Origin of the sequence: Dietzia sp. oral taxon 368 (assembly GCF_002999155.1) — a bacterium.
In the GTDB taxonomy this organism is placed as follows: domain Bacteria; phylum Actinomycetota; class Actinomycetes; order Mycobacteriales; family Mycobacteriaceae; genus Dietzia; species Dietzia cinnamea.
Genome location: NZ_CP027238.1, coordinates 1,666,352 through 1,692,285 on the forward strand (window position 1 = coordinate 1,666,352; position 25,934 = coordinate 1,692,285).

The following is a 25,934-nucleotide window of genomic DNA, read 5'->3' on the forward strand; positions in this document are numbered from 1 at the left end:
CCTCATGGACGCCACCACCGTGACCGCCGCGGGCACCGACACCGCCGCCCCGCAGCCCGAGCGCGACTTGTTGCTCCAGCGCACGCTGTTCTCGGGCCCGCGCCGGTGGGTCAACGACGACCTGTACTCGCGCATCGTGCGCGGGGTCGTGCGACGTACCCGCGCCGAGCTGCACATGGACGCCGGCGCGATCGTCGACACCAACACGTACTTCGGCCGGTTCGAGGCCTCCTACTGGCAGCGGTGGACCTCGGTCACCGAGCTCACCGTGCGCGTGTCCGTGGAGACGACCGGGCAGCTGGACGTGCTGGTCCGCGCCTCCGACATCGGCTCCCACGTGCGGACGGTGGACGTGGTCCGCCACCACGGTGACGGGATGGCGGTGCTGCACGTGCCGGTGGACGCGTTCACCGACGGTGGCGCGATGTGGCTGGAGCTGCACGCCGTGGACGCGCCGGCGACCGTGTCGGAGGTTGTGTGGAGTACGACGACGACGAGGCCCGCCCGCCGCGCCGCCGTGGCGATCTGCACGTTCAACAGGGCGGACGACTGTGCGGCCACCGTGGACTCGCTGGCCTCGGATCCCCTCGTCGCGGACCTCGTCGACGACCTCTACGTGACGGACCAGGGCACCGACCTGGTGGAGACCCGCGAGCCGTTCCAACACGCGGCCGAGGAGTTCGGCGACCGGCTGCACTACCTGCGCCAGCCCAACCTCGGCGGCGCCGGCGGCTTCAGCCGCGGCCTGTTCGAGGCCACCGCGCCGGGCGCCGCCGGGCCCGTGGACGTACTGCTCATGGACGACGACGTCCGGGTGGAGCCGGAGACGGTCCTGCGACTGTTCGCCTTTGCCGCCGTGACGCGCGAGCCGATGCTGGTCGGGGCGCAGATGCTGTACCTGTACAACCCCGACTACCTGCTGGTCTCGGCCGAGCGCACGCAGCTCGACGAGCTCCGCGGCGGCCTCGACGCCGACGAGTACGCGCTGCGCGACGAGTCGGTGGTCGAGAACCGGCAGGAGCGGCGGATCGACGCCGAGTACAACGCCTGGTGGTCCTGCCTCGTCCCCGGCGAGGCGGTGGAGGAGGTGGGCCTGCCGATGCCGTACTTCTTCCAGTGGGACGACATCGAGTACGGCCTCCGGTGCCGTCAGGCCGGGATCCCGACGGGCACGCTGCAGGGCGCGGCCGTGTGGCACGCCGACTTCTACTGGAAGGACGGCGACGACTTCGGCCAGTTCTTCTCCCAGCGGAACTCGCTGGTCACCGCCGCGATCCGGCAGGGGATCGACCCGAAGAGCATGGCCAAGAACCTCGGGCGCAGCGTCCTTCGGGCGATGGTGGGCATGCAGTACGGGCTGGCGGCCACGCGGATGCGGGGGATCGAGGCGTTCCTCGACGGGCCCGACGGCTCCCGCGGGGTGGGCGACGGCGGGCAGGCCGCGCTCGCAGCGATCCGGGCCGAGCGCGCGGAGTACCCCGAGACCGCCAAGCTCGCCGTGGAGGCGCTCCCCGCGGGGATCAGAGTCGAGCGCAAGGTGGGCATCCCGCGCGAGGACCGCGAGGACCAGGTGCTGGCCAAGCGGCTGCTCACCCAGAAGCTCGGTCGGCAGCGCCGCGGCGTCGTGGCGATCCCGTACGAGGACGCCGCCTGGTGGCACGTGTCGCTGTTCGACGAGGTCTACGTGACCGACGCCTCGCAGACCGGCGTGCACCACCGGAAGGTCGATCCGGCGCGGGTCTCCGAGCTGCAGAAGCGGCTGGCGGCGCTGCTCGCCCGGTTCGTCCGCGAGGCGCCCGCCGCGCAGCGGCGGTGGCGCGCGGCCCAGGCCGAGCTCACCACCCGGGAGAACTGGGCGCGGCTCTACGGGGTGTAGCGGCGCCGCCGCGTTCAGGCGGTGACGAGTCCGGCCACGACGTTCGCGACGACGTGGACGACGGCACCGGGCACGAACGTCCCGGTCCGGTGCCGGAGCCACCCCAGCGCATAGCCCGCCGCGAACTGGATGACGACGATCGGCCACAGGCCGGCGTCGATCAGGAGCAGGGCGAGGTGCGGGACGACGAACGCGGCCGCCTGCAGCAGGGTGCCCCGTGCGAATCCGAGTCGACGCACGAGGACGCCGCCGAGGAGTCCGCGGAAGAACACCTCCTCGCCCACCGCCCGCAGCGCGACGCCGACGACGGCCCCGGCCGACGTGACCCGGGCGATCGTGACGCGGGGATCGTCCACCACCTCGGCGGGCACCAACGCGAGCGCGGACCAGCTCGCGGCCACCAGGGGGAGGAGCAGGACGAGCGCCCACCCGTAAGCCGGGGGCGCGCCCCATCGCGCCCCGATCCTGTCGAGCGCGGCCGCCGTCGACCGGTCGCCCCGACGCGACTGCACGACCACGTAGATCACCGCGGGAGCGCAGAAGAGCACGAACTCGATCACCGGCCCAGCCTGGATCCACAGGGACACCTCAGGCTGTTGTAGGCGTGACATCATAAAGTGTGAACCACATCACTCACCGTCTCGCCGAAGGGTGGTCACCATGTCCACGCGCATCCCTCCCGTCCCCGAATACGCGTCCACGCCGATGCAGGACCGCGTGCCCTCGCCGATGCCGTCATCGGTGTCCACGGTCACGCCGCGATCGGTCGAGGCGCCCGGACCCGCTCCCGAGCGGGCCCACGGCGGGGTCATCCCCCACGTGCGGGTCCGGCTCGGTGGCGTCCTCGCGTTCGCCGGACTGGCGGTCGCGCTGCTCAGCCTGTACCTGCCGTGGCTGTCGGGCGGCGGTTCCCCGGTCACCGCGATCGCCCTCACGGACGTCCTCGATCTGAGGGCGATGATGCCGATCAACTTCCTCGGCCTCATCGCGCTGTGCGCGCTCACCTCGATCACGCTCGTCACCCGGTTGGGTGTCTTCGCTCTGCTCAACGCCGCGGTGGCGACTCTCGTGCTGATCGCCCACTGCGCCTTCGTCTGGGTGCTCATCGGCTCGACCGGCGCCTCCGACCCGCTGATCTCGGGCCTGCCCGCGGGCACCTCGGTCTCGTACGGCCCGTACATCTCCGCGCTCGGCTTTCTCCTGGTGATCGCCGGGTCGGTCTGGGCCGCGCGGGCGGCGGAGTACCGGTGGCCCGACCGCGCCGAGGGGCACGCTCTGATGAAGGCGATGAAGGAGGCCGTCGCGGGGTGATCCCTCCGGCGGCCCGCTGATCCACAGCCGCCCCGAATTCCACATCTGGCCGGCCCCGGCCCCGAGAACGGCCGGGGCGCGGCCGTGTCCGGGGGCAGAGTGGGGGCATGAACACTCCGACCTCGCCCCCGGCCGCGCCGGCGACCGCGGCCGACGTCCTCGGGTTGCCGCCGGGGCCGCTCACCACGGCCGAACTGGCCGCCGCCGTCCCCGACGCCCGGGACCGCGGCCGCTACGAGCGCATATGGCACGGGATGTACCGACGCGATGACCAGCCCGACGACCTCCGGCTCCGCAGTATCGCCCTGGCGCGGACCTGGCCGGACGGGGTGCTGCGCGGCCGCAGCGCCGCCCTGCTGTGGGGCGACGACTCGGTGCCCGCGGATGCCCCACCCGAGATCTGGCTGCCCTCGACGCGTCGGTCCCGCCCGGGTCGGATCTACCGCTACGGCACCCTGCCGCCGTCGGCTGTCACCGAGATCGACGGGTTGCGGGTCACCACCCCGCTGCGGACCTGCCGGGACCTGGCCGGCGACCTCGGGTTCGAGGATGCGGTGGTGTCGGTGGAGCGGCTGTGCGCGATGGTGCCCGAGCTGCCGGGCCAGCTGGCGGGCGCGCTCGAGCACCCCTCCGGCCGCGGCGCCCGGGACTTCGTAGCCGTCGCCCGCGCGGCGGACCCCCGGTCGGGTTCGGCCGTCTCGACGCGGGTACGACTGGAGCTCCGAGCGGCAGGGCTCGAAGGCTTCCGGCACGGGCACACCATGCGGATGGGGCACTTCACGGTGGAGCTGCCGCTGGCCGATCCCGATGCCCGCTGCGTGGTCTTCACCGCCGGGGACTCCGCGACGCCACCGAACCCGGGTCGCGGCGCCGAGCGGTACCGCGAGCAGTTGTCGCACGCAGGGTGGACGGTGATCGTGGTCCACGGAGCCGCCGCCCCGGGAATCGCGGCCCCGGCCGCGGATGACTACAGCGCGACTGACACCGGCGCGGGCCGCCGCGCGGCCGCCGTGCTGCGGGCCCGGTGGCCGTCGTCCGAGGTCCGCTACCCGCCGGCCGATGACCCCGCGGCCGACCCGCACGGGATGTGGTCCGGCCCGCGGCGCTGAGGCCGCGGGCCGGGATGCCGTGGGTACGGCGGATCAGCGGGTGTAGTCGGTGGCCTTCTCGTAGCGGCCCTGCTCGTCCCAGACCCGGCGCAGGAGCTGCTCGAGCTCCCACACGTCGCCCTCGCTGCCGAAGTACTTGCGGTCGATCGTGCCGAGCTTGTCCTCGTTCTCGAGGATCTTGCTCCACAGCCGGGCGCGCTCGACCGGGTCGTCGGTGAAGTCCTTGTTGAGGTACTCCCGCGAGTAACGCTTGAGGTTGCCCAGGACGGTGAGGGCCTTGCCGGCGGGGCTGACCAGCGACGCCACGATGGTCACGACGAGCACCACCACGATCACGCCCAGCGACAGCAGCGTGGGCACCTCGACCACGTCGACGTGCTCGCCACCGTTGATGAACGGCAGGTTGTTCTCGTGCAGGGCGTGCAGCACCAGCTTGACGCCGATGAAGCCCAGGATCGCCGCCAGGCCGTACTTGAGGTAGACCAGCCGGTCGAGCAGGCCCTCCAGCAGGAAGTACAGCTGGCGCAGGCCGAGCAGCGAGAACGTGGTGGCGGTGAAGACGATGAAGACGTTCTGGGTGAGGCCGAAGATTGCGGGGATCGAGTCCAGCGCGAACATGATGTCGGTGCCGCCGATGGCGACCATGACGATCATCATGGGCGTCATGACGCGCTTGCCGTTCTCGACGGTGAACAGCTTGTCGTGGTCGTAGTGGTCGGTCGCCGGGATGACCTTCTTGGCGAACCGGACCATGACGTTGTCGACCTCGTCGTCGTCCTCATCGTCTTCGGCCAGCAGGCGGCCGGCGGTGACGATGAGGAACAGGCCGAACACGTAGAACAGAGCGCTGAACTGGTTGAGCAGCGCGGCGCCCACGAAGATGAACGCGGTGCGGGCGATGATCGAGAAGACGATGCCGAACAGCAGCGCCTTCTGCTGGCCCGCCTTGGGCACCTTGAAGCTCGTCAGTAGCAGGAGGAACACGAAGAGGTTGTCCACCGAGAGGGCTTTCTCGGTGAGGTATCCGGCGAAGTACTCGATACCCATGTCCGTGCCGCCGAAGATCCACACGGCGAAGCCGAACAGGACCGCGACGCCCACGTAGAGCGAGGACCAGATGGCCGACTCTTTGATCGTGGGAATGTGCTCCTTGCGCACATGGAAGAAGTAGTCGAACAGGAGGAGTGCGACGATCAGGCCGACTGACAACGACCATGCGAGCGGGGTGGCTCCCAACGGGGTTTCCTTTCCGGGGAGGGCCGGTTGACCGGATCATCCTACCCGCGCCCGGCGGTGTCGACCCCCCGACAGATGGTCGCCGCCTGTCGGCGCGGGTACGTTCGCGCAGGTGGCGGCGCTACTTGCGGCGGCGGATGAACATCGTGTGTCGCGCCTCGACGACCGTCCTGCCGCGGCTGTCGGTCACAACCGCGGTGTGGACCACGCTGGTGCTGGACCGTGTGGTCAGCTGTTCGCGGATCGAGTCCGCCTCCGCGTGCGGCACCTCGACGACGCACCGGAGCCGGCCGCGGCCGGGGGAGCGGAAGTCGATCGTCGCGCTTTTGGTCCACACCTGGTAGCCGGCGCCCAGGTGCCCGGACAGCAGCGCCCCGTAGAGCACATCGGTCGCGGCGAACAGCGCGCCGCCGAACGCGGTGCCGTTGGTGTTGGCGGTCCACGGGGCCACGTGCATGTTCAGTTCCCCGCGGGTCCAGTCCGGGGCGACGTGCCGGATGCGGATCCCCGACCCCAGGAGCGGCGGGTAGAGCGAGGCCAGGACGGGGAACGCACGGGGGCTCGAGGTGTAGCGGTGCAGCATCGTCGTGGTCACCGCCCGATAGTAGTACCGAGGAGTCAGTTCGGTTCCCGGCAATTTGGCTCATTCTCTGGACACGGCACCGTGTTTTGTCTACTTTCAGGGCCACAACCATCGACTACGGGGCCCGGGGCCCTCGGCGGGGAGGCGTGACATGAGGATCATCGTGGATCCGGACCGGTGCGAGGGACAGGCGGTGTGCGTGGGACTGGCGCCGGCGGTGTTCGCGCTGGATGACGACGACGAGGTGGTGCGCCTGCTGGTCGACGACATCCCCTCCGAGCACGAGAAGCGCGCCCGCAAGGCCGTCGCCAAGTGCCCGATGGCGGCTCTGCGCGAGGCCTGAAGGGCACGGTGCCGCGGCCCCGCGACCTACCGGGCCGGCCAGGCCGAGGGATCGCGGCCGGTGAGCGCGAGCACCTCGTCCCGCGCCGACACGTCCGGGCCGTCGAAGCCCGGGACCGCCGGGTCGAACAGCTCCGGCGCCGGGTTCTCGGCGAGGTCGGTCCGGACGAACTCCACCACGGCCCGCTCGAGATCGTCGCCCCAGTGCAGGTCCATGCCCTGCGAGGAGGCGATGTCCCACGCGTGGACGGCCAGGTCGAACACCTGCTGGGCGAGGTAGTGCTTCGCGGGAGCGAGTCCGTACGACAGATGCACCTCCGTGTCCGCGCCGCCGGCGCACGTCCCGCGCCACGCCGCCCCCACCGGCGCTGTGACCGACTCCCAGTCCTCCACCAGTTCGGGACCGGAGGCGTCGCGCAGGCGACGCAGGCGGTCCTCGAGGTCGTCGGCCACCTCGTCGACCGTGCCGCCGGCGAGCAGGCCCGGCACCCACAGTTGCTCGTCCACCACGTGGGCCAGCACCTCGCGCGCGGTCCAGTCGCTACACGGGGTGGCGGCGTCCCAGTCGGTGACGGCGGGCAGCACCTCGTCGTAGAGGTCGGCGGCGCGGGACTGCAGCGCGATCCAGTCGGTCATGCCCCCATCCTGCCGCATGCCGGCACTCGGGCACCCGGGCCCGGCCCCCCGAATCCGCTACCTTCCCTCGGGATCCGCTACCCCTCAGGGCGTAGCGGATCCGGAGTCGGGGTAGCGGATTCTCGCGGGTCAGGCGCCGGGCTTCTCGAACCGCTCGCCCGCGCCCATGCGCTGCAGGCGCAGCCACTCGCGGAACCCCGCCGGATCACGCCGCGAGACGAGGAAGTACCAGCCGAATCGCACGATCTCCTGCGGGATGAGCCGCCGGTTGCCGGGCTGGGTGAGGACGTAACCGCGGTTGCGGTAGGTGAAGTGCCGCTTGACCGGGTCGTCGGGGAACTGCGTGTGCATGCGGCCGCCGAGGATCGGCTTGAACTCGTCCGAGCCCTGCGGGTGCAGGTACGCGGTGGTCAGGCACGTGCCGAACGGCAGCCCCGAGCGGACCAGGCGCCGGTGCACCTCGACCTCGTCGCCGCGGATGAACAGGCGCAGGTCGGGCACGCCCACGCGGTCCAGGCACTCGGCGGTGAACAGGGCGCCGTTGAACAGCGACGCGATGCCGGGCAGCAGGTCCTCGGTGGTCTCCCCGTCGCCGGCCGCGCCCGCTCCGGTGAACAGCTCCGAGCGCCGACGCCGCCACACCACGCCGCGCCGCAGGGGGAAGGCCAGTCGGTCGGGGTCGGCGAGGTCGCACACCACCGGCGAGACCTCGGCCAGGCCGTGGCGGTCCATGCAGTGCAGCAGCGTGGCCAGGACGTCGGGGCCCTCGGGGCGGCCGTCGTCGTCCGCGCACCACACGAGGTCCGCGCCGGTGGCCAGCGCGTGCAGCATGCCCAGTGCGAAGCCGCCCGCGCCGCCGAGGTTGTGCTTGGAGCCGATGTACGTGGCCTCGACCGGCTGCGACTCGACGAGCTCGCGTACGGCGTGCTCGTCGGCGTTGTCCACCACCACCAGGTGGTCGATCGGGCGGGTCTGGCCGCACACGACGGCCAGGGACTCGCGCAGCTGCTCGAGCCGGCGGTGGGTGACCACGACGGCCACGACCCGGCGGGCGTCGGCCGCTTTTCGGCCCGCGTCTCCCGCGGCGGCCCCGCCCTCAGCTCTCATGACGCATCCTGCCGATGTACTCGCCGATCGAGCGGCCGGCCTCGGGGCCCTCGTAGGCGGTGACGATCTCCTCGATGCTGCCGCGCTGGCGGATGCGACCGTGGTCGATCCACATGGCCGAGTCGCACAGCTGCGCGAGGAACTCGTTGGAGTGGGAGGCGAAGACCAGGATGCCCGAGCGGGAGACGAGGTCGGCGAGCTTGACCCGCGCCTTCTTCATGAACTCCGCGTCCACGGCGCCGATGCCCTCGTCGAGCAGAAGGATCTCGGGGTCGATCGAGGTCACCACGCCCATGGCCAGCCGCACGCGCATGCCGGTGGAGTAGGTGCGCAGCGGCATGTCCAGGTAGTCGCCGAGCTCGGTGAAGTCGGCGATCTCGTCGACCTTGGCCTTCATCTGCTTGCGCGTCTGGCCGAGGAACAGTCCGCGGATGATGATGTTCTCGTACCCCGAGATCTCGGGGTCCATGCCCACGCCCAGGTCGAACACGGGCGCCACGCGGCCGCGGATCCGCGCCGCGCCGCGGGTGGGTTCGTAGATGCCGGACAGCAGCCGCAGCAGCGTTGACTTGCCGGAACCGTTGTGCCCGACCAGGCCCACGCGGTCCCCCTCGCGGAGGGAGAGGGTGATGTCCTTGAGGGCCTCGACGACGACGACGTTGGACGCGTTCCGGCCGATCGCGCCCCCCGCGGAGCCGAGGACCGCCTTCTTGAGGGAGCGCGATTTGGCGTCGAAGATCGGGAAATCCACGCACGCGTCCACGCAGTCGATGGACACGCCGCCGGGGGTGGGCGCGACGGAGCTCATGGGATGTACCTCCTACACCCAGTACGGGACTCGGGAGCGGAACCGGCGCAGCGCCACGAACGCCAGGAGCAACCCGACGGCCGTGCAGGCCAGGACGATCCACCAGTGGTAGGCGTCGACGGACTGGCCGAGCATGGGCGCGCGGACGATCTCCAGGTAGTGGTAGAGCGGGTTGATCTCGGCGATGCGGGCGCGGTCGGCGATCTGCCCGCCCTGCTCGTACAGCGTCTGCGTGGTCCACACGATGGGGGTCATGTAGAACAGCAGCTGCACCATCGAGTCCAGCAGAGGGGCGATGTCCCGGAACCGGGTGGCGAGGATGCCGAAAAGCATGGACACCCACACACCGTTGACCATGAGCACCGCCAGCCCCAGCACGGACAGCAGGAGCTCCCAGCCCAGCGGCCGCGGGAAGACCACCATGAGCACCACCCAGATGACCAGGTTGTGGCACAGGAACAGGAACTGCCGCCACACCAGCCGGTAGACGTGCACGCTCAGGGCGCTGGGGAGCTGCTTGATGAGGCCCTCGTTGGCGATGAAGACCTCGGCGCCCTCCTTGATGCAGCCGGAGATGAAGCCCCACATGATGAGGCCCACGGTGACGTGCGGGAGAAAGTCGGCGAGCGGGATCTGGAAGAGGATCGAGTACAGCAGGCCGAGCGCCACGGCCATGACGCCGGTGGCGATGGTGATCCACAGCGGGCCGAGGGTAGAGCGGCGGTAGCGCTGCTTGATGTCCTGCCAGCCCAGGGACAGCCACAGTTCGCGCTGGCTCAGCCCCTGGCGCAGGTCGGCCACGGCCCGGCGGAAGGTGTGGGAGTCGTTGACGATCTCGCCCCGCACGCGCTCGTCGGGGAGCGTCGCCGAGGTCGGATCGGGAAGGGACTGGTCCTGCACGAGGGCTCAGCGTACTAGAGGTTCCGCCGGTGGCAGCCCCGCCGCGAGGGCGCGTAGACAGGAGAGATGACGACCAGTACGCAGATCCAGCTCGCGAGCCGTCCCACCGGATGGCCGACCCACGACAATTTCCGCACGGTCACCGTCGACCTCCCCGAGCTCGCCGAGGGCGAGGTCCGGGTGGCCAACGAGTTCATCTCGGTGGATCCCTACATGCGGGGCCGGATGAACGAGGGACGCTCGTACATCCCGCCGTTCGAGCTCGACGAGACCATGACCGGCGCGGCCGTGGGCAGGATCGTCGAGTCCCGCTCGGACGACCACCCGGTCGGCGCGGTGGTCCTGCACAACGACGGGTGGCGCGACGTCGCCCAGGGCGACGCCCGGCAGTTCCGCGTGGTGCAGGAGATGGACGGGGTGCCGATCTCGGCGTATCTCGGCGTCCTGGGGACCACGGGCCTCACCGCGTACGTCGGGCTGTTGCACATCGGCCGGTTCCAGGCCGGCGAGAGCGTGTTCGTCTCCGGCGCGGCCGGGTCGGTCGGTTCGGCGGTGGGGCAGATCGCCACGCTGATGGGCGCCTCGAAGGTCGTCGGCTCGGCCGGCAGCCCGGAGAAGGTGGCCACGTGCGTCGAGCGCTACGGGTTCGACGCGGCGATCAACTACAAGGAAGGCCCGGTCCGGAAGCTCCTGCGCGAGCACTTCGGCAGCGAGAACGGCGAGGGGATCGACGTCTACTTCGACAACGTGGGCGGTGACCACCTCGAGGCCGCGCTCGACCTGATGAACGACGGGGGCCGACTGGCCCTGTGCGGCGCGATCAGTTCGTACAACGCCACCGAGCGTGCGCCGGGGCCGGACAACATGTGGCAGGCCATCACCCGCGGCCTCACCCTGCAGGGCTTCACGGTGAACAAGTACATGCATCTGTTCAAGGAGTTCGCGGAGAAGGTCGGCCCGTGGGTCGCCTCGGGCGAGATCGTGTTCGACGAGACCGTCGTCGACGGCATCGACAACTCGGTCGACGCGTTCCTCGATCTGATGAAGGGCGCGAACGTGGGCAAGATGCTCGTGCGGATCTGATCCCACCGATCTGACCCCCAGTCCGGTCCGGCGGCCGGCGGCGGTCTGACCCGGGCGGCGGGGCCCCACGGGGGTGCGGCAGGGTTGACGTCATGACGCCGACTCGCCGAGCCGCGCCCGCCGCCCGCCTGAGACGACGGGCCCGACGCCGGCTCGACGCCGTGCGCGCCACCGCGGACGCGCGGTGGGGCCGGCCGCGGGAGGGCCACCGGCCCGTGTACCTCGTCGCTCCGGCCGGCCACCCCAACCACGGCGACGAGCAGCTGTTGGCGGGGTGGCTGCGCTACCTGCGGCACGCACTGCCGGGGACGCCCGTCGTGGTGGACTGCCACACGCCCGGCCAGGCGGCGGTCCTGCACCATTCCGAGCACCCGGACGTGCTCTTCACCGACACCCTGTGGCGCCTGGCCTCCGAGCACACCGGCGCCGACGAGGCGATCGGGTTCTGCCGCGCCGCGATGGGCGACCCCGGGCTGCGTCCGGCGCTGGCCACGGGAATCGACCTGCTACGCAGCGCGTCTGTGGTCCACCTCATCGGCGGCGGCTTCGTCAACGACCTGTGGCCGCATCACCTGGGCGTGGTCGCGGCGGCGGGGGAGGCCGGCCGGGCGGCGGGCGCGCGCGTGGTGGCCACCGGTCAGGGGTTCGTGCCGTGCGGGGACGCCGGACGGTTGGCGGGGGCGTTGCGCGACTACGACCTGGTCACCGTCCGTGACGCCGACTCGTTCGAGCTCCTCGCGGGCACGGGGGTGCCGGTCCGCCACGTGGCCGACGACGGCTGGCTCGCCCTGTCGGCGGCGGGTGTCGTCGAGGCCGGCGACCACCCCGTCTACTCGCCCGACCCGGACGCGTGCCGCGACCTGGTGCTCTGCGCCCAGTCCGACCTGGTGGAGCCGGAGGTCCTCGCCGCCACCGTCGCGCGGATCCTCGCCGCGTGGGCGGTGCCGGGCGAGCGGATCACCGTCGTCGAGTCGATCCCCGGTGGGGACCGGGTGGTGTGGGACAGGGTGTGTGCGCGCGCCGCGGCCGCGTCCGGTGCCGACGGTGGACGGGGCGGAGACAGCGACGACGACGAGGTGGGCCGCGCCCTGGCTGACCTGCGGTTGGCCCGTGCGCGTTTCGTACCGTTCCAGGAACTGTGGGCTACGGGTCTGCCCGCCCGGCCTGGGCAAGTCTGGCTGACCACCCGTTTCCATCCGCATCTCTTCGCGGCGGCCCGCGGGGCCTCCGGGGTGGCATTGCGGTCGGGGTCGGCCTACTACGACGTCAAGCACGGGTCGCTGCTCGCCGCCGGGTCGCGGTGGAGTTCTGTGGCGGCGGACGAGGACCCGCGCTCCGTCGTCTCCGGGGTGCCCGCGGCGGGTGGCGTCGATCCGGCCGCCGTCGCCGCGCTCGTGGAGGGCGCGGAGCGGTTGGCGCAGGAGATCTACGCGGGGGTCGTGGGCCGCACGCTGCGGTGATACGCAGGCGGATCACCGGGCGCGAACACCTACTGTTCATCGGGGGCGCCGAGGTCTACTGTCTGACCTCGTGACTGCGTATGGGCGGGTGTCACCGTCTGTGATGCGGCGGTGGGCGGGCTGGGCGACGTTGAGTCCGGTCCGGGTCGTCGCCCTGAGTTTCGCTGCGGCGATCGCGGTGGGGACCGGGTTGCTGCTGCTGCCCGCGGCGGTGGCGTCCGGCGGCGCCACCAGTGTGACCGCAGCGCTGTTCACGGCGACGTCGGCGATGTGCTTGACCGGGTTGATCGTGGTGGACACCCCTGTGCACTGGTCGGGATTCGGTCAGGCGGTCATTCTGGGGCTGATCCAGGTCGGTGGCCTGGGGATCATGACCATGGCCTCGTTGGTGGGGCTGATGTTGGCGCACCGGATCGGACTCAAGGCACGGTTGAACACCGCCGCCGAGGCCCGGGCGGCCGAACTCGGCGACGTGCGGGGCGTGGTCGTGGGCGTGGTCCGGATGAGTCTGCTGATCGAGGCGGTCACCGCGGCGGCGCTGGCGATTCGTTTCGCGGTCGGGTACGACGAGCCGGTGCTGCGGTCGCTGTGGCTGGGCGTGTTCCATTCGGTCTCGGCGTTCAACAACGCCGGGTTCGCGCTGTACAGCGACAACGTGATCGGCTTCGCCACCGATCCGTGGATCTGTGTGCCGTTGATGGTGGCCGTGATCCTGGGCGGGTTGGGCTTCCCGGTCCTGTTCGAGGTGGGGCGGCGCATCCGTCGGTCCGGGTCGGCGGCCAGGGAGCACCCGCGGTGGAGCCTGCACACCCGGCTGACCGTGCACGTCACGGTGATCCTGCTGCTGGCGGGGTTCGCGGCGGTCCTGGCGCTGGAGTGGACCCGCACGCTGCAATCGTTCGGTTTCGCCGACAAGGTCCTGGTGGCCGCGTTCCAGGGGACGATGCCCAGAACCGCCGGCTTCAACAGCGTCGACTACGCGCAGATGGACGATGCCACCCTGCTCGTGACCGACGTGTTGATGTTCATCGGAGGCGGCAGCGGAGGCACTGCGGGCGGGATCAAGGTGACGACCTTCGCACTTCTGCTGTTCGTCATGGTCGCCGAGGTGCGGGGCGAGAAGACGGTCACGATCTTCGACCGTCGTGTGGACACCCGCGTCCAGCGCCAGGCGTTGGCCGTGGCCCTCATCGGTATCGGATTGGTGACGGTCTCGACCATCGTGCTCCTGGCGGGGACGCCGTTCGGGCTTAATGAACTGCTGTTCGAGGTCACCTCCGCGTTCGCCACGGTGGGGCTGTCCACCGGCATCACCGCGCAGCTTCCCGAGTGGGGTCAGTGGATACTGATCGGACTGATGTACCTGGGCCGGATCGGCCCGATCACCATGGTCAGTGCCCTGGCCGCTCGCCAGCGCGGACGACGGTACGACCTTCCCGCAGAAAGGCCTCTCATTGGCTAGGAAATCAGCGCCGGACGCCGTGGCAGTGCTCGGTCTGGGTCGGTTCGGCAAGTCGCTCGCTCTGGAGTTGATGTCCCAGGGCGCGGAGGTGTTGGGCGTCGACGCGAGCGATGCGGTCGTGCAGAAGATCGCCAACCGCCTCACGCACGCGGTGGTGGCCGACACCACGGACGAGGAGTCCCTACGTCAGTTGTCGGTGCACGAGTTCGATCGCGCGGTGGTGGGGATCGGCTCCGACCTCGAGGCCAGCCTGCTGACCGCCTCGGCCCTGATCAATATGGGCGTGGCGAACGTGTGGGCCAAGGCGATCAGCAACTCTCACGCCAAGATTCTCACGCAGATCGGTGTGCATCATGTCGTGCGGCCGGAACACGACATGGGCAAGCGGGTGGCCCACCTGGTCCGCGGCCGGATGATCGACTACATCGAGTTCGATGACGGATTCGCCATGGTCAAGACGACCGCCCCCGCGTTCGCGACGGGTCGCAGTCTCGGTGCGACCTCGATCCGCACGGACCACGGCGTGACCGTGGTGGCGATCAAGCGTCCCGGGGAGGGCTTCACCTACGCCGCCGCCGACACGATCCTGCACCCGGGGGACACCATCATCGTCTCCGGAAAGGTGCGCGACACCGAACGCTTCGCGGAGCTGTCCTAGACCGCGATTCCCGTCCGTGAGGTGTGGGTTCTGTCGCTGACGCGAGGCGGACGTCTTTTGTGCAACTAGTTGCACAAAAGCCGGCGCGACCGTACGGTCGGGGGAGAAGTCTGCTCCGCCCCGCTCTCGAAAGGACTGCTCATGGCCCTTCCCTCCGTGCTCGCCGGCCCGCTCACCGTCCCGGTGGTCGCCTCGCCGATGTTCATCTACTCCGGCCCCGAGCTGGTGGCCGCGCAGTGTCAGGCGGGGGTGATCGGGTCGTTCCCGGCGCTCAACGCGCGGCCGCAGTCGGCGCTGGCCGAGTGGATCGAGCAGGTGCGGGAGAGCAACGAGGCGTTCGCCGCCGCGAATCCCGACCGGTACGTCGCCCCGTTCGCGGTCAACCAGATCGTCCATCGCTCCAATGATCGGCTCGAGCAGGACCTGGCCACCGTCGTCGAGCACGAGGTGCCGATCGTCATCACCTCCCTCGGTGCGCGCGAGGAGGTCAACGAGGCCGTCCATTCGTACGGCGGCATCGTCCTGCATGACGTGATCAACGACCGGTTCGCCCGCAAGGCCGTCGAGAAGGGCGCGGACGGGCTCGTCGCGGTGGCCGCCGGGGCCGGGGGCCACGCCGGCACGCAGTCCCCGTTCGCGCTGGTGCAGGAGATCCGCGAGTGGTTCGACGGGCCGCTGCTGCTGTCCGGGGCGATCGCCCACGGGCGGTCGATCCTCGCCGCGCAGGCGGCGGGCGCGGACCTCGCCTACGTCGGCTCCGCGTTCCTGGCGACGGAGGAATCGCGGGCCACGCCGGAGTACAAGCAGATGATCGTCGACAGTACGGCCGACGACATCGTCTACAGCAACCTGTTCACGGGCATCCACGGCAACTACCTGCGGGGCAGCATCGAGGCCGCCGGCCTGGACCCGGACAACCTACCGGAGTCGGACCCGTCGGCCATGGACTTCGGCTCCGGCGGGTCGAACGACTCCAAGGCGTGGCGCGACATCTGGGGCGCCGGACAGGGCGTGGGCGCCGTCCGCTCCACCGGCACCGTCCGCGACCTGGTCGACCGCCTGCGGGGCGAATACGACGAGGCGCTGGACGCCCTCACCGCCGGCGTCGGCGCGCTGCGCTGAGCCGATGTCGCTGAGGTTCGCGATCCTCACCTCGCTCACCGAGCGGGAGGGCAGCGGGATCGAACTCGCCCGACGCTTCGACAGGTCGATCGGGTACTTCTGGCCCGCCACCCACCAGCAGATCTACCGCGAACTCGACCGGCTGGCCTCGGCGGGCCTGATCCGGGAACTGCCACGGGACGGCCCGCCCCGGCGCGGACAACCCAGGCGGTTCGCGGTCACCGACGACGGCCGCCGATCGCTGGTCGAGTGGATCGGCGAGGACGACGCCCCGGACGTGACGCGGTCGACCCTCGCCGTCCGCGTCCGGGCCGCCGCCGCCACGGGCCGGACCGACGAGGTCCGTCGCGCCCTCGAGCACCACCGCGCCCGGCGGCAGGACAATCTCGAGCGGTACCGCGAAATCGAGAAGCGGGACTTCTCCGCCGTCGACCCGTCCGATCCGCGGGGCGTCCTCCAGCACCGCGTCCTCTCGCTGGGGATCGAGGAGGAGCGGGCCTGGCTGAGGTGGTGCGACGAGACGTTGGAGGCGCTGGACCGGCTGCCGCCGCCGGCTCACCGGGCGAGTAGCTCTCGGAGGGTCGACGCCCCGTCGTAGCTCGTCCGGAACAGTCCGCGGCGCTGCAGGACCGGGATCACGAGATCCACGAAATCCTCCAGACCGTCCGGGTAACTCGGAGGCATGAGGTTGAACCCGTCGGCCGCGCCCGCCCGGTACCAGCGCTCGATCTCGTCCGCGATCGATTCGGGCGTGCCGAGCATCGTGCAGTGCCCGCCGCCCGCCGCGAGGGTACCCAGCAGCTCACGCACGGTGGGCGAGTCCTTGCTGATGATCCGGAGGATGGTCTCGTAGCGGCCCTGCGGTCCCGCGAACTCGGCCAGCGGCGGCAACTCCGGAACAGGCGCGTCGAGCTCCCAGTCGGAGCAGTCCTGCCCGGTGAACATCGACAGCTGGGCCAACGACTCCTCGACCGGCAGCAGGGCGTCGAGCTCGGCCTTCTTCTGACGGGCTTCCGCCACAGTCGACCCGACATACGTCACCAGTCCGGGCATCACGACCAGCGAGTCCGCGTCCCTGCCCGCCGCCCGCGCCCGCCGCCTCAGGTCCGCGGCGTACGCCGACGCGGACTCGTCGTCGTACGCGACGGCGTAGATCCCCTCGGCGTGCCGCGCCGCCAGGTCCCGGCCCGGATCCGACGACCCGGCCTGGAACAGCACCGGCCGGCCCTGCGGCGACCGCGGCACGGTGAGTGGTCCGTCCACCAGGAAGTGCTCGCCCGCGTGGTGCACCGCCCGCACCTTCGCCGGATCGGCCCACAGTCCGCCACGGTCGAGGACCAGCGCGTCGGCGTCCCACGACTCCCACAGGGCGAGGGCGGCCTGCACGAACTCCTCGGCCCGCTCGTACCGCTCGGTGTGCCCCGGCAGGGCGGCCATCCCGTGGTTGCGCGCCTCCGCGTCGAACATGGAGGTCACCACGTTCCAGCCGACCCGTCCACCGCTGATGTGGTCGAGCGACGCCAGCATGCGGGCGGCGTGGAACGGTGTGAAGAACGTAGTGGACACGGTGCTCACCAACCCCACGTGCCGGGTCGCGCGCGCCATCGTCGACAGTGCGGTCAACGGCTCCAGGAACCACCACGAGCCGCTGGCGGGATCTCCGACGGAGTGGCCGTCGGCGAAGAACACCGCGTCGAGGCAGCCCCGCTCGGCCGTCCGGGCCAGCTCCTCCCAGTAGGCGATGTCGCCCAGTCGCTCCACCGGGGAGTCGGGTCGGCGCCATGCGGCCGAGTGGTGGCCGCATCCGAACAGGAACGCATTGATATGCAGCATGGGACATCCCTTCGCCGGCATTACCCGGAGCAGGTTCGACGGGTCTCATCTCAGCCGCCCCCTTCTGGGCGGCACCCCGTGTCGTGACCCCGAGACTAGACCCCGTCGACGGTCAGCAGGATCTTCCCGTGCGATTCCCCGGACTCCAGCAGGGCCAGCGCCTCGGCCGCCCGCTCCAGGGGGATCTCGCGCGAGACCCTCGTGGTGACATCGCCGGCGGCGATCATCGGCCACACGTGATCCACGACCTCCTGGCAGATGCCGGTCTTCCCGCCGGGGCCGTCCACCGGCCGCGCCCGGAGGTTCGTGGCGAGGACGCCGGCCCTCCTGGGCAACAACATGCCCAGATTGAGCTCCCCCTTGACCCCGCCCTGGAGTCCGATGACGACCACGCGACCGTCCGGCGCCAGGGACGCGATGTTCGGCTCGAGGTACTTCGCGCCCATCACGTCGAGGATCAGGTCGACGCCTCTGCCCCTCTCGTCGTCGTCGGTCCATTCCCCGACCCGTTCGACGAAGTCCTCGTCCCGGTAGTCGATCACCAGCTCGGCGCCCAACTCGCGGCACATCGCCACCTTCTCCGGCCCGCCGGCCGTGGTGGCGACCCGGGCGCCGAGCACGCGGCACACCTGGATCGCGTGGGAGCCGATGCCACCCGCGCCGCCGTGGATCAGCACCCGCGGTGCGCCCAGCTCGGTCCCGCCCCAGTGCGCGTCCGCCGCGAGGACGCCCCGACCGAGCCCGCCCGTCATCGCCAGGTTGGACCACACCGTGCACGCCACCTCGGGAAGCGACGCCGCCTCGTGCAGCGAGACACCCTCCGGAACGGGCATGACCTGGCCCGCCGGGACGGCGACCCTCTCGGCGTACCCACCGCCGGCCAGCAGGGCGCACACCTCGTCGCCGACCGCCGGGCCCTCCACGCCCTCGCCGACCGCCGAGATGCGTCCGGAGCACTCCAGGCCCGGGATCTCCGAGGCGCCGGGCGGCGGCGGGTAAAGCCCCTTGGTCTGCAGGAGGTCGGCACGGTTGACGGCCGACGCCGCCACGTCGATGATCACCTCACCCGCGGCCGGGACCGGATCGGCGACCTCGGTCAGATACAGGGAGTCGGGACCGTTGTCGTACGCGATGGCCTTCATACCCTCGACCGTAGCCGGGCTGGGTGAGGGCGGGTGAGGTGAACTAGCATGGGCGACGTCGTACAGCCGGTTCCACGTGGAACGGGTGTGGCCGCGCGTGTCGTGGCCGGCGGCGGGGAAGTGTGGCAGAGCGGCCGAATGCACTCGCCTTGAAAGCGAGCGTGCCTGAACAGCACCGGGGGTTCAAATCCCTCCACTTCCGCAAGGGGCCCGGTTCTCGATTGCCGGGTCAGGCGGTGGTCTCGCGCAGATCGGACGCCGAGACGTAGCGGATGATCTCGAGGATCCGCGTGTAGGAGCGGGACTTGCCCGACACGATCGAGGTGTGGTCCTCGTCCTCGAACATGACGACCTTGGCCCTGCCGCCCCGGCGATCGACCTCGTCGACGTAGCGCTGGGAGTTCTCCGGCGCCACGGTCGCGTCCTGCCTGCCGTGCAGGGCGATCACCGGGGTGCCCGTGTCGATGTTCTGGATGGGATCCACCGATGTGTATCGGCTCGACACCTCGTCGGGTGTGCCCCCGAGCAGGGTGACGATCCTGTCATCCCCGTGGGTGGCCCCGTAGGTCATGTCCAGTGGCCCGGCGATCGAGATGGCGCGGGTGGGGCGGAAGCTCGGCTTGGAGCCCACCTCCCCGTCCTCGAGCCGATGTCGGGTCGCCGCCCAGACGGCGAGTTGTGCGCCGCTGCTGTGGCCCACCACCACCTCGTCGTCGGTCGTGATCTGCGGGAACCTTCTGTCGACCTCGGTGACGTGGTCGAGCGCGTCGGCCACGTCGCGGAAGGTGACGGGCCAGCCGCCGCCCGACCCGATGTGCCGGTACTCGACGTTGTAGACCGCCATCCCGCGGCTGGCGAGATCGCGGGCCAGGTGATCGAACGAGCCCGCCCCGCTCTCCTTGTGCCAGGACCCGCCGTGGATGAGCACGGCAAGAGGGATGGAGTCGACCTTCTGGTCACCTGCCGGTAGGTAGAGGTCGGCCCAGTTGTGCTCCGGGTCGGGGGCGGGATAGCGGGTGGGATACTCGAAGCGCTGTACCGTCACCTCGTCCAGCCGGACGGGACCCGCGTACGTCGGTTCGACCGCAGGGGCCGCGCTCGTCGCCATGCATCCCGCGAGGAACATCGAGCCGACCGTCAGGGCCGCGCCGAGCACGGCCGGCCGTCTGTATCTGCTCGGATCTCGCCCTGACATGGCGCCCACTTCCTCAGGAGTAAATAAGGCTGTAATCCCTTTTTCTCCATGGGGGCACGTCAGCGAAGCGCGGACGTGTGGCCGACGGTGCGGAGAGTGAAACCCATCTTACAAATATGTGGAGCGATTCGGCGTAGTGGGTGTCCCCGGCTTCCTCCGCGCCCGGGTACGCGGATCTGCTGTCAGTCGATCACGCGGACGCGGCCGGGCTCGGGCGCCCGCAACGGGCCCGCATCGGTCGCGTAGCGGATCACCGCGTCGAGATCGGTCAGGCCGGCCTCTCGGCGGTCCCCGCGCTCGGCCAACACCGAGCCGCCCCACTCCGGGGAGGAGAGGAACTCGCTCACCACGACGGTGTACTCCCGCCGGGGATCGATCGGCTCGTCGTCGACCTCTATCTCCGTCACCCGGTCGCCCGCGGGCCGCCCGGCGTCGACGGTGTAGCGCACGTTGGCCGACACCGCGGGGCCGTTGCGGCCGATGTCGTCGGCGAAGTGGTTGAAGGCGGCGCGGAGTTCCCCGCCGGTGACGGTGACCAGGTACAGGCGGTCGCCGTACGGCTGCACGGTGTGCAGGGTGGCGTAGTCGAGCGGGCCCGCGGGCAGATCGGTGCGCAGCGAGTCGGGGTTGGACACGGCGAGCTGCGCGCCCCGGCCGCGGGTGGCGGAGAGCTGCGCATCGGCGATGAGGTCGGCCAGCGGGGACTCCCCGTCGGCGTTCATGGCGCGGCTGATCGTCTCGTCGGCGGTGCCGATGACCTCGCGGGCCTCGGGCGCCGCGGCGGCCTGTGCCTGGCGGACGAGTTCCTCGGTCCCGGGGTCGGGCTCGATATCCAGGTTGACCGTCTGGTTGAACGCCGAGGTCTGCGGGCGGACCACGTCTCCGGTGGCGGTGTCGACGGCGAGGTCGACGACCGTGACCGACCGGCCGTGGGACGCCGGCGCCACGACGATCCGCTCGTCGTTCTCCGAGTCGAAGACGCGGCACGTGGCCGGGCCCCCGGAGGCGCCGACGATGAGGGCGTCGACGGTCGGGTTGAGGTCCTCGACCAGTTCGAGGTCGGTGAGGGCCTCGGGGCACGAGCCGGGGTCGAGGTTGCCGTGGGCCGTATCGGACTGGACCAGGGCGACGATCGTCTCGACGCCGAGGAACCGCAGCGACTCGACGGTCTCATCGATCGCCCGGAACGGGTCCGCCAGGCGGGTCGTGGTCTCGGGGACGGACTCGGACGGCGCGGTGACCGCCACGACCCCCACCCGGACGTCGCCGACGCGGTGGATGGCGAACGGGAACGTCGGGGCCGCGTCGTGCGACGGGATCACGTTGGAGGCCAGGAACGGGAAGGCCGCACCGCGGAAGGGCGGCAGGGGCGGGTCGACCCGACAGTCCTCCTCCGTGAGGCAACCCGGCTTGACCAGTGAGCGGACGTGGTCGGCGCCCTTCTCCAGCTCGCGCCGGCCGATGCCGGCCCCGTCCACGCCGAGCCGGTTGAAGAACTCGACGGTCGGACGGTCGCCCAGGAGCCCGGCCTCGGTCGCGGTCCCACCGATCGAGTCGCCAGTGGCGAGCAACAGCGTGTTCTCGGCCTGGGCGCGGAGCTTGCCGATCGTGGCGGCGAGGTGGGGACCGCCGCCGGCCGGTCGGACGTTACCGGAGCCGTCCCGCAGTTCGCCCTGGAAGCCGACGGGGCGGGAGAGCGCGCCGGAGAACTCGCCGATCCCGAGGATCCGCACGGTCGTGGTCTCGGCGGCCGGGCTCCACGGACGCCCGGTCTCGCTGGTCCGGGCGTCGGCACCCGGCACGGCGACCAGCGCGGACACGAGGGGCGCGAGGGCGAGGGGGATCAGTGCCCGGCGGGCGGGGCGTCGGGATGTGGGCGTGGGCGGGGCTGCGGGACTCGCCTCACGGCGGGGACCTCGCAGCTGCACACCGACTCCTGGGGGATCGTGACCCACGGCTCTCGCGGGACGGGCGCGACGACCGGGGCGTCGCGTCCAAACCCGACCCATCGTGCCGCCGCGAGGTCACGGGACCCCGCCGGAAGCATCACATTCTGGTCACAAATTTGCGGGCGGCCGCGAGGAACCGGTCGTTCTCGTCCGGGTCGCCGATCGTCACCCGCACCCCGTCGCCGGCGAAGCACCGAGTGACGACGCGGTGGTCGCGGCAGTGGGCGTCGAAGTCGGACGCGGCCTCCGCGAGCGGGAGCCAGACGAAGTTGGCCTGGGTGTCCGGGACCGCGTGGCCCATGTCGAGCAGCGCGTCGCGCACCCGCGAACGCTCGGCGACGACCGCGTCGGTGCGCGCCCGCAGTTCGTCCCCGGCCTCCAGGCAGGCGATCGCCGCGGACTGGGCCAGCGAACTCACGGAGAACGGCACGACCATCTTCGCCACCGGCACCACCAGGTCGACGGGCCCGACGAGGTAGCCGACGCGCAGGCCGGCGAGCCCGTACGCCTTGGAGAAGGTGCGCAAGGAGACCACATTGCGACGGGCCATCACCTCCGCGACACCGTCCACCTTGTCGTCGTCGTCGCCCCTCACGTACTCCACATAGGCCTCGTCCAGCGCCACCGTGACCCGCTCGGGGACACGGTCCAGGAACGCGCGCAGTTCCGCGCGCGGAACGGCCGGCCCCGTGGGGTTGTTGGGGGTGCAGACGAAGATCAGGCGGGTCCGGTCGGTGACGGCCCCCGCGATCGCGTCGAGGTTCAGCGACCCGTCGGCGCGGTTCGGGATCGACACGGGCACGGCGTGGGCGATGCGGGAGATGATCGGGTACGCCTCGAAGGAGCGCCAGCCGAAGATCACCTCGTCGCCCGGGGCGCACACCGCCTGGACCAGCTGCTGGCACAGGGCCACCGAGCCGCAGCCGGCGGTGACGTTCTCGGCGCCCACGTCCAGGAAGTCCGCCAGGCGCTCGACGAGTGCGCGGGAGGTGATGTCCGGGTACCGGTTGGCCGCCGCCGCAGCGTCGGCGATCGCCGCGGCCACGCTCGGCAGCGGGCCGGCGGTGGTCTCGTTGGACGCGAGCTTCACGGCGCCGGGCACGGACGCACCGGGCACGTAGGCGGGGATCGCGTCGAGGTCACTGCGCACGTCAGGGGACATGCCTACAGAGTAGGACCAGCGGTTCTCGGGCCGGTGTCCGGCCGTTTTGCGAACCGGCGGGACGTGTGTGTACTGTAAATCCTCGTTGGCTCGCAGAGCCTCCAGGAGGCGTGCCAGAGCGGCCGAATGGGACTCACTGCTAATGAGTTGTCCTCCTAAAAGGGGACCGGAGGTTCAAATCCTCTCGCCTCCGCCATGCCGGAAGCCCGGGAGACCGGACTTCTGGCACGACAGAAGAATATGAATATGCGCCCGTAGCTCAATGGATAGAGCACTTGACTACGGATCAAGAGGTTAGGGGTTCGAGTCCCTTCGGGCGCACACCAGAAGCGCCCCCGTCATCGGACGGGGGCGCTTCTCCCGTTTCGATCCAATGCAGCGAGACGCCGCACGCGAGCGCCCATGCGATGAGCACCGGTCGCCGCGGGGTGGTCGCGCCCTGCTCGACGCGCGCGATCGTATTCCGCGCCACCCCGATCGTCTCGGCGAGTTGCGATTGATTCAGCTCCGCCACCTCGCGCGCCTTTCGAGCGCGATCCGCGAGGTTCCAAGTCGGGACACGCCCGCTGTCAACTGCCCTGGTCATAAGCCAAACGGTAAGGCTTATGCGTCATTTGACGCAAGGGGCAATATCGTTCTCCGTTGACACAAAGGTGTCATCTGACCCACTATGTAGAGCATGACCACCGAACTGATAGGGGCGAGTGAGGCAGCTCGCATCCTCGGCGTCGCTCGGCAGACCGTCGCGCGCCAGGCCAACGACGGCCTTCTGCCGACACTGGGCCGCATTGGTCCGCGTGAGGCGTTCGTGTTCCAGAGGTCCTCGATCGAGGCGCTCGCCGCCGAGCGGGCTGGGGTCAAGCGGTGAGTTCCGCCGACGCCCTCCGCGCCCTCCGCGTCGCCGCGCGCGGGTTCGCCCATGCCGAGACCGAGGCCGCCAAGGCTGACGGTGACGTGCACGCCGACCCGACCGAGGCGCTACTCGCGCTCTCGTCCGCCGCGATCGCGTACACGTCCGCCCTCCGGGCCGAGGTGAACCGATGACCGACTATCAGATGGTCTCGCCGTCCGGTTCCGTCACCGCTTCTGTTCGACAGTCCGGTGATGAGGTCCAGTTCCACGTGGACATCGACACGAGCGCGGGCGCTACCGCCGTTCACGAATCACTCGTCGTCCTCGACAATCTCGCCGCCTCGATCCGCGAGCAGTTCGGGGTGACCGACCGATGAGCCTCGACTACTCGCGTCCGTGGCACCCGAGGTCGTTCCCGGCCTCGAACGTCCGGTGTCGCGTGTGTGACCGCAAGTTCCAGGCCGGCCACGTGCCCGCTGGTGACCCCGTGTGCGCCGAGTGCGTACACGAGGTGACCGCCGGGCACGAGGCCGGCCTGTTCGACATCGAGGGCCGGGGTGATGCCCCAGCCTGACCACGCCCGCGAGCACGTGGCACCCGGTCACGCTGCACGCACCGTCGCTATGTTGCGAGTCCGACGTTAACCGACCGCAGGCGAGTATCGAATGCCCACATTGACCCCGTAGCGGGTCCTGGACGCCTCGCCCGTCCGCATCGCTCCACCGCCGCAGGCCAGCGCAGGGGGACCGATGGAATACCGACTGCTCTCCCAAACCGGGAGGGCTAGAGGTGCTGGTAGCGGCGAGCGTGGGAGGAATTTATCGGCGAAAGCCGGGTGACCTAGGGCTGCTCCGGGAGAAGTGCACCTACAGCGACCCACCACCCCGCTACCCACCGCCGAGCGATAGGAAACCTCGATGAGTAAGCGCCGCACTCGAACACAACGTAAGACCGCGAGCCCGGTCGGGACGACCGAGAGGACGCGGGCCCTCACCGCCGAGTTCGGACCTAAGCCGAACTTCCTCACGTGGAAGGCGTACCACTTCCTCGCCGTCGAGGACCCGGACAAGCTCCGCGCCCTCTGCTCTCGCCGGCCTGCCGCATTGGAGACGCACCGATGACCGCCCGCCCCGCGCACGCCGACGAGCTGGCCGTGTCGCTGCTCCGGCTGCACACGCTCCGCGCCACGCTGACCGACTTCACCGAGTCGCTGTCCGGCTCCGAGGCGCTATGGGATCACCTCGACCCGATGACCAAGACCCGCGCGCTCCAGCTGCACGACCTGACCAACCTCATCGGCGAGGACCTGGACGCGATCAAGAGCCGCATCAACCACCCCGCCGGCGGTGCGCTATGAGCTGGCGCGACCGTGCGGGCTGTCTGGGCCGTGAGTGGCCGCCGTACGACCTGCCGGACATGTCGGTGGCCGAGCGCCGCAAGGTGGCCCGCTGGTACTGCCTGGAATGCCCTGTGGTCCGCGAGTGTGCCCGCGACGCCCTCGACCGCGGCGACGTGTCGGTCATCCGCGCCGGCCTGTGGCTCGCTCCCGCGTCCACGCATCAGTCGCGCTCCACCCGCGCCGCCCTCGCCGCCGTGGCCGAGGGGGCCGAGCCCGCGCCTGCCGGGGTGGACCATGGGTAAGGCGTGGGGTGGCCGGCACTCGCAGATGCTGGTCGCGCTGACGTTGCTCACGTACGGCGATCGTTGCCACCTGTGCGGGACCACCGGGGCCACCACGGCGGACCACCTGGTGCCCCGCTCGAAAGGTGGTAGCGACACCCTGGCCAACCTCCGCCCCGCCCATGCCTCGTGCAACTACTCGCGCCAGGCCGAGTCGGTCGAGGCGTGGCGTGCGCGAACAGGGTTCGGTGTCGAGGGATCGGCGAACGTCAACGGTCGCAAGTGGTGACGAGTCGATGACCGCTCGCGCTCTCGTCGCCCCTCGGCCGGAAAGTCTTTTGAGACGAGACCGGCCTCGGAAGCCCCGCGCCCCCTTTTCTCCCCCCCACGACCAAACAAGGGGGGTACGGGGCATCCCCCCACCCCCCACCCCCCTCAAACCCGCGAAACGCGACCCGATCGAGCCCGACACCGACCACGAGAGGACG

At 70.6% G+C, this 25,934-nt stretch carries 30 protein-coding genes, 3 tRNA genes and 1 riboswitch; of the genes, 20 read left to right on the forward strand and 13 right to left on the reverse strand.

The features are described 5' to 3' along the window. Positions 1 to 4 precede the first annotated feature (4 nt). On the forward strand, positions 5 to 1,876 hold the full coding sequence (locus C3V38_RS07740; RefSeq protein WP_106385463.1) for a glycosyltransferase: 1,872 nt from the start codon (positions 5 to 7) through the stop codon (positions 1,874 to 1,876). Positions 1,877 to 1,890: 14 nt separating this feature from the next. On the opposite strand, the gene C3V38_RS07745 is transcribed toward C3V38_RS07740, so the two are convergent. Then, positions 1,891 to 2,463 carry a CPBP family intramembrane glutamic endopeptidase gene (locus tag C3V38_RS07745; protein ID WP_217354163.1) on the reverse strand — a complete coding sequence of 191 codons (573 nt, stop codon included), beginning with the start codon at positions 2,461 to 2,463 and terminating at the stop codon, positions 1,891 to 1,893. Between the two features lie 73 nt (positions 2,464 to 2,536). On the opposite strand from C3V38_RS07745, the gene C3V38_RS07750 reads away from it, so the two are divergent. After that, positions 2,537 to 3,187 (forward strand): hypothetical protein, encoded by a 651-nt coding sequence (locus tag C3V38_RS07750; protein ID WP_106386408.1) that lies wholly within the window; start codon positions 2,537 to 2,539, stop codon positions 3,185 to 3,187. Between the two features lie 107 nt (positions 3,188 to 3,294). Then, positions 3,295 to 4,296 (forward strand): hypothetical protein, encoded by a 1,002-nt coding sequence (locus tag C3V38_RS07755; protein WP_106385464.1) that lies wholly within the window; start codon positions 3,295 to 3,297, stop codon positions 4,294 to 4,296. Positions 4,297 to 4,329: 33 nt separating this feature from the next. On the opposite strand, the gene C3V38_RS07760 is transcribed toward C3V38_RS07755, so the two are convergent. Further along, the gene (locus C3V38_RS07760) at positions 4,330 to 5,532 is read right to left on the reverse strand and encodes a TerC family protein (RefSeq protein ID WP_007633392.1); all 1,203 of its coding nucleotides are present in this window, start codon (positions 5,530 to 5,532) and stop codon (positions 4,330 to 4,332) included. A 121-nt stretch (positions 5,533 to 5,653) separates the two neighbouring features. Further along, entirely contained in the window at positions 5,654 to 6,127 is a 474-nt protein-coding gene (locus C3V38_RS07765) for a PaaI family thioesterase (protein ID WP_106385465.1), read from the reverse strand. A 139-nt stretch (positions 6,128 to 6,266) separates the two neighbouring features. Between C3V38_RS07765 and C3V38_RS07770 the strand changes: the two genes are divergently transcribed. Next, positions 6,267 to 6,458 (forward strand): ferredoxin, encoded by a 192-nt coding sequence (locus C3V38_RS07770; RefSeq protein WP_061229493.1) that lies wholly within the window; start codon positions 6,267 to 6,269, stop codon positions 6,456 to 6,458. 26 nt (positions 6,459 to 6,484) lie between these two features. Here C3V38_RS07770 and C3V38_RS07775 read toward each other — a convergent pair whose 3' ends face one another. From C3V38_RS07775 to C3V38_RS07790, 4 genes are all read right to left on the reverse strand, one after another. Beyond that, on the reverse strand, positions 6,485 to 7,093 hold the full coding sequence (locus C3V38_RS07775) for a TIGR03086 family metal-binding protein (RefSeq protein ID WP_061916231.1): 609 nt from the start codon (positions 7,091 to 7,093) through the stop codon (positions 6,485 to 6,487). A gap of 129 nt (positions 7,094 to 7,222) precedes the next feature. Then, positions 7,223 to 8,200 (reverse strand): glycosyltransferase, encoded by a 978-nt coding sequence (locus C3V38_RS07780; RefSeq protein WP_061229491.1) that lies wholly within the window; start codon positions 8,198 to 8,200, stop codon positions 7,223 to 7,225. Beyond that, positions 8,190 to 9,008: an ABC transporter ATP-binding protein gene (locus tag C3V38_RS07785; RefSeq protein WP_106385466.1), complete on the reverse strand. Its 819-nt coding sequence runs from the start codon at positions 9,006 to 9,008 to the stop codon at positions 8,190 to 8,192. The genes C3V38_RS07780 and C3V38_RS07785 overlap by 11 nt, the downstream gene beginning before the upstream one ends. A 12-nt stretch (positions 9,009 to 9,020) precedes the next feature. Beyond that, on the reverse strand, positions 9,021 to 9,908 hold the full coding sequence (locus C3V38_RS07790; RefSeq protein ID WP_061916228.1) for an ABC transporter permease: 888 nt from the start codon (positions 9,906 to 9,908) through the stop codon (positions 9,021 to 9,023). A gap of 66 nt (positions 9,909 to 9,974) precedes the next feature. On the opposite strand from C3V38_RS07790, the gene C3V38_RS07795 reads away from it, so the two are divergent. From C3V38_RS07795 to C3V38_RS07820, 6 genes are all read left to right on the forward strand, one after another. Beyond that, the gene (locus C3V38_RS07795) at positions 9,975 to 10,991 is read left to right on the forward strand and encodes an NADP-dependent oxidoreductase (protein ID WP_061916225.1); all 1,017 of its coding nucleotides are present in this window, start codon (positions 9,975 to 9,977) and stop codon (positions 10,989 to 10,991) included. 92 nt (positions 10,992 to 11,083) lie between these two features. Further along, positions 11,084 to 12,451, forward strand: a complete 1,368-nt coding sequence (locus C3V38_RS07800; protein ID WP_061229487.1) for a polysaccharide pyruvyl transferase family protein — start codon at positions 11,084 to 11,086, stop codon at positions 12,449 to 12,451. 103 nt (positions 12,452 to 12,554) lie between these two features. Beyond that, positions 12,555 to 13,913, forward strand: a complete 1,359-nt coding sequence (locus C3V38_RS07805) for a TrkH family potassium uptake protein (RefSeq protein WP_061229486.1) — start codon at positions 12,555 to 12,557, stop codon at positions 13,911 to 13,913. A gap of 19 nt (positions 13,914 to 13,932) precedes the next feature. Next, on the forward strand, positions 13,933 to 14,571 hold the full coding sequence (locus tag C3V38_RS07810; RefSeq protein WP_061229485.1) for a TrkA family potassium uptake protein: 639 nt from the start codon (positions 13,933 to 13,935) through the stop codon (positions 14,569 to 14,571). Positions 14,572 to 14,712: 141 nt separating this feature from the next. Next, positions 14,713 to 15,693: a nitronate monooxygenase family protein gene (locus C3V38_RS07815; protein WP_061229484.1), complete on the forward strand. Its 981-nt coding sequence runs from the start codon at positions 14,713 to 14,715 to the stop codon at positions 15,691 to 15,693. A gap of 4 nt (positions 15,694 to 15,697) precedes the next feature. Next, on the forward strand, positions 15,698 to 16,291 hold the full coding sequence (locus C3V38_RS07820) for a PadR family transcriptional regulator (RefSeq protein ID WP_061229483.1): 594 nt from the start codon (positions 15,698 to 15,700) through the stop codon (positions 16,289 to 16,291). On the opposite strand, the gene C3V38_RS07825 is transcribed toward C3V38_RS07820, so the two are convergent. Beyond that, a complete protein-coding gene (locus C3V38_RS07825; protein WP_106385467.1) occupies positions 16,249 to 17,526 on the reverse strand; it encodes an LLM class flavin-dependent oxidoreductase in 1,278 nt (425 codons plus the stop codon). The genes C3V38_RS07820 and C3V38_RS07825 overlap by 43 nt on opposite strands. Next, positions 17,516 to 17,615, reverse strand: a riboswitch (TPP riboswitch). It overlaps the preceding gene by 11 nt. A 6-nt stretch (positions 17,616 to 17,621) precedes the next feature. Continuing rightward, positions 17,622 to 18,668: an NAD(P)H-quinone oxidoreductase gene (locus C3V38_RS07830; RefSeq protein WP_061917616.1), complete on the reverse strand. Its 1,047-nt coding sequence runs from the start codon at positions 18,666 to 18,668 to the stop codon at positions 17,622 to 17,624. Positions 18,669 to 18,784: 116 nt separating this feature from the next. Between C3V38_RS07830 and C3V38_RS07835 the strand changes: the two genes are divergently transcribed. Then, positions 18,785 to 18,870, forward strand: a tRNA-Ser gene (locus tag C3V38_RS07835). Between the two features lie 27 nt (positions 18,871 to 18,897). On the opposite strand, the gene C3V38_RS07840 is transcribed toward C3V38_RS07835, so the two are convergent. The 3 genes from C3V38_RS07840 to C3V38_RS07850 form a co-directional block, all read right to left on the reverse strand. After that, on the reverse strand, positions 18,898 to 19,824 hold the full coding sequence (locus C3V38_RS07840; RefSeq protein WP_083961735.1) for a S9 family peptidase: 927 nt from the start codon (positions 19,822 to 19,824) through the stop codon (positions 18,898 to 18,900). Positions 19,825 to 20,045: 221 nt separating this feature from the next. After that, positions 20,046 to 21,791 carry a bifunctional UDP-sugar hydrolase/5'-nucleotidase gene (locus tag C3V38_RS07845; RefSeq protein ID WP_232303201.1) on the reverse strand — a complete coding sequence of 582 codons (1,746 nt, stop codon included), beginning with the start codon at positions 21,789 to 21,791 and terminating at the stop codon, positions 20,046 to 20,048. Between the two features lie 118 nt (positions 21,792 to 21,909). Further along, complete coding sequence (locus C3V38_RS07850) at positions 21,910 to 22,974, reverse strand: histidinol-phosphate transaminase (protein ID WP_007633350.1); 1,065 nt, start codon at positions 22,972 to 22,974, stop codon at positions 21,910 to 21,912. A gap of 104 nt (positions 22,975 to 23,078) precedes the next feature. Between C3V38_RS07850 and C3V38_RS07855 the strand changes: the two genes are divergently transcribed. Further along, positions 23,079 to 23,170: transfer RNA gene (locus tag C3V38_RS07855), tRNA-Ser, on the forward strand. 52 nt (positions 23,171 to 23,222) lie between these two features. Next, a tRNA-Arg gene (locus tag C3V38_RS07860) sits at positions 23,223 to 23,295 on the forward strand. Here C3V38_RS07860 and C3V38_RS07865 read toward each other — a convergent pair. Then, positions 23,261 to 23,560, reverse strand: coding sequence for a helix-turn-helix transcriptional regulator (locus C3V38_RS07865; RefSeq protein WP_106385468.1), 300 nt, complete (start codon positions 23,558 to 23,560; stop codon positions 23,261 to 23,263). The genes C3V38_RS07860 and C3V38_RS07865 overlap by 35 nt on opposite strands. A gap of 93 nt (positions 23,561 to 23,653) precedes the next feature. On the opposite strand from C3V38_RS07865, the gene C3V38_RS07870 reads away from it, so the two are divergent. The 7 genes from C3V38_RS07870 (at position 23,654) to C3V38_RS07895 (ending at position 25,735) form a co-directional block, all read left to right on the forward strand. Then, positions 23,654 to 23,842, forward strand: a complete 189-nt coding sequence (locus C3V38_RS07870; RefSeq protein WP_106385469.1) for an AlpA family transcriptional regulator — start codon at positions 23,654 to 23,656, stop codon at positions 23,840 to 23,842. Further along, entirely contained in the window at positions 23,839 to 24,018 is a 180-nt protein-coding gene (locus tag C3V38_RS07875) for a hypothetical protein (RefSeq protein ID WP_106385470.1), read from the forward strand. Before C3V38_RS07870 ends, C3V38_RS07875 begins: the two co-directional genes overlap by 4 nt. Beyond that, positions 24,015 to 24,203, forward strand: a complete 189-nt coding sequence (locus C3V38_RS07880; RefSeq protein WP_106385471.1) for a hypothetical protein — start codon at positions 24,015 to 24,017, stop codon at positions 24,201 to 24,203. The genes C3V38_RS07875 and C3V38_RS07880 overlap by 4 nt, the downstream gene beginning before the upstream one ends. Beyond that, entirely contained in the window at positions 24,200 to 24,400 is a 201-nt protein-coding gene (locus C3V38_RS07885) for a hypothetical protein (protein WP_106385472.1), read from the forward strand. Before C3V38_RS07880 ends, C3V38_RS07885 begins: the two co-directional genes overlap by 4 nt. Positions 24,401 to 24,943: 543 nt before the next feature. Beyond that, positions 24,944 to 25,183: a hypothetical protein gene (locus C3V38_RS17590; RefSeq protein WP_165001083.1), complete on the forward strand. Its 240-nt coding sequence runs from the start codon at positions 24,944 to 24,946 to the stop codon at positions 25,181 to 25,183. Then, positions 25,180 to 25,467 (forward strand): WhiB family transcriptional regulator, encoded by a 288-nt coding sequence (locus C3V38_RS07890; protein WP_165001084.1) that lies wholly within the window; start codon positions 25,180 to 25,182, stop codon positions 25,465 to 25,467. The genes C3V38_RS17590 and C3V38_RS07890 overlap by 4 nt, the downstream gene beginning before the upstream one ends. Next, a complete protein-coding gene (locus C3V38_RS07895) occupies positions 25,460 to 25,735 on the forward strand; it encodes an HNH endonuclease (RefSeq protein ID WP_106385474.1) in 276 nt (91 codons plus the stop codon). Before C3V38_RS07890 ends, C3V38_RS07895 begins: the two co-directional genes overlap by 8 nt. The last annotated feature ends 199 nt before the right edge of the window (positions 25,736 to 25,934 follow it).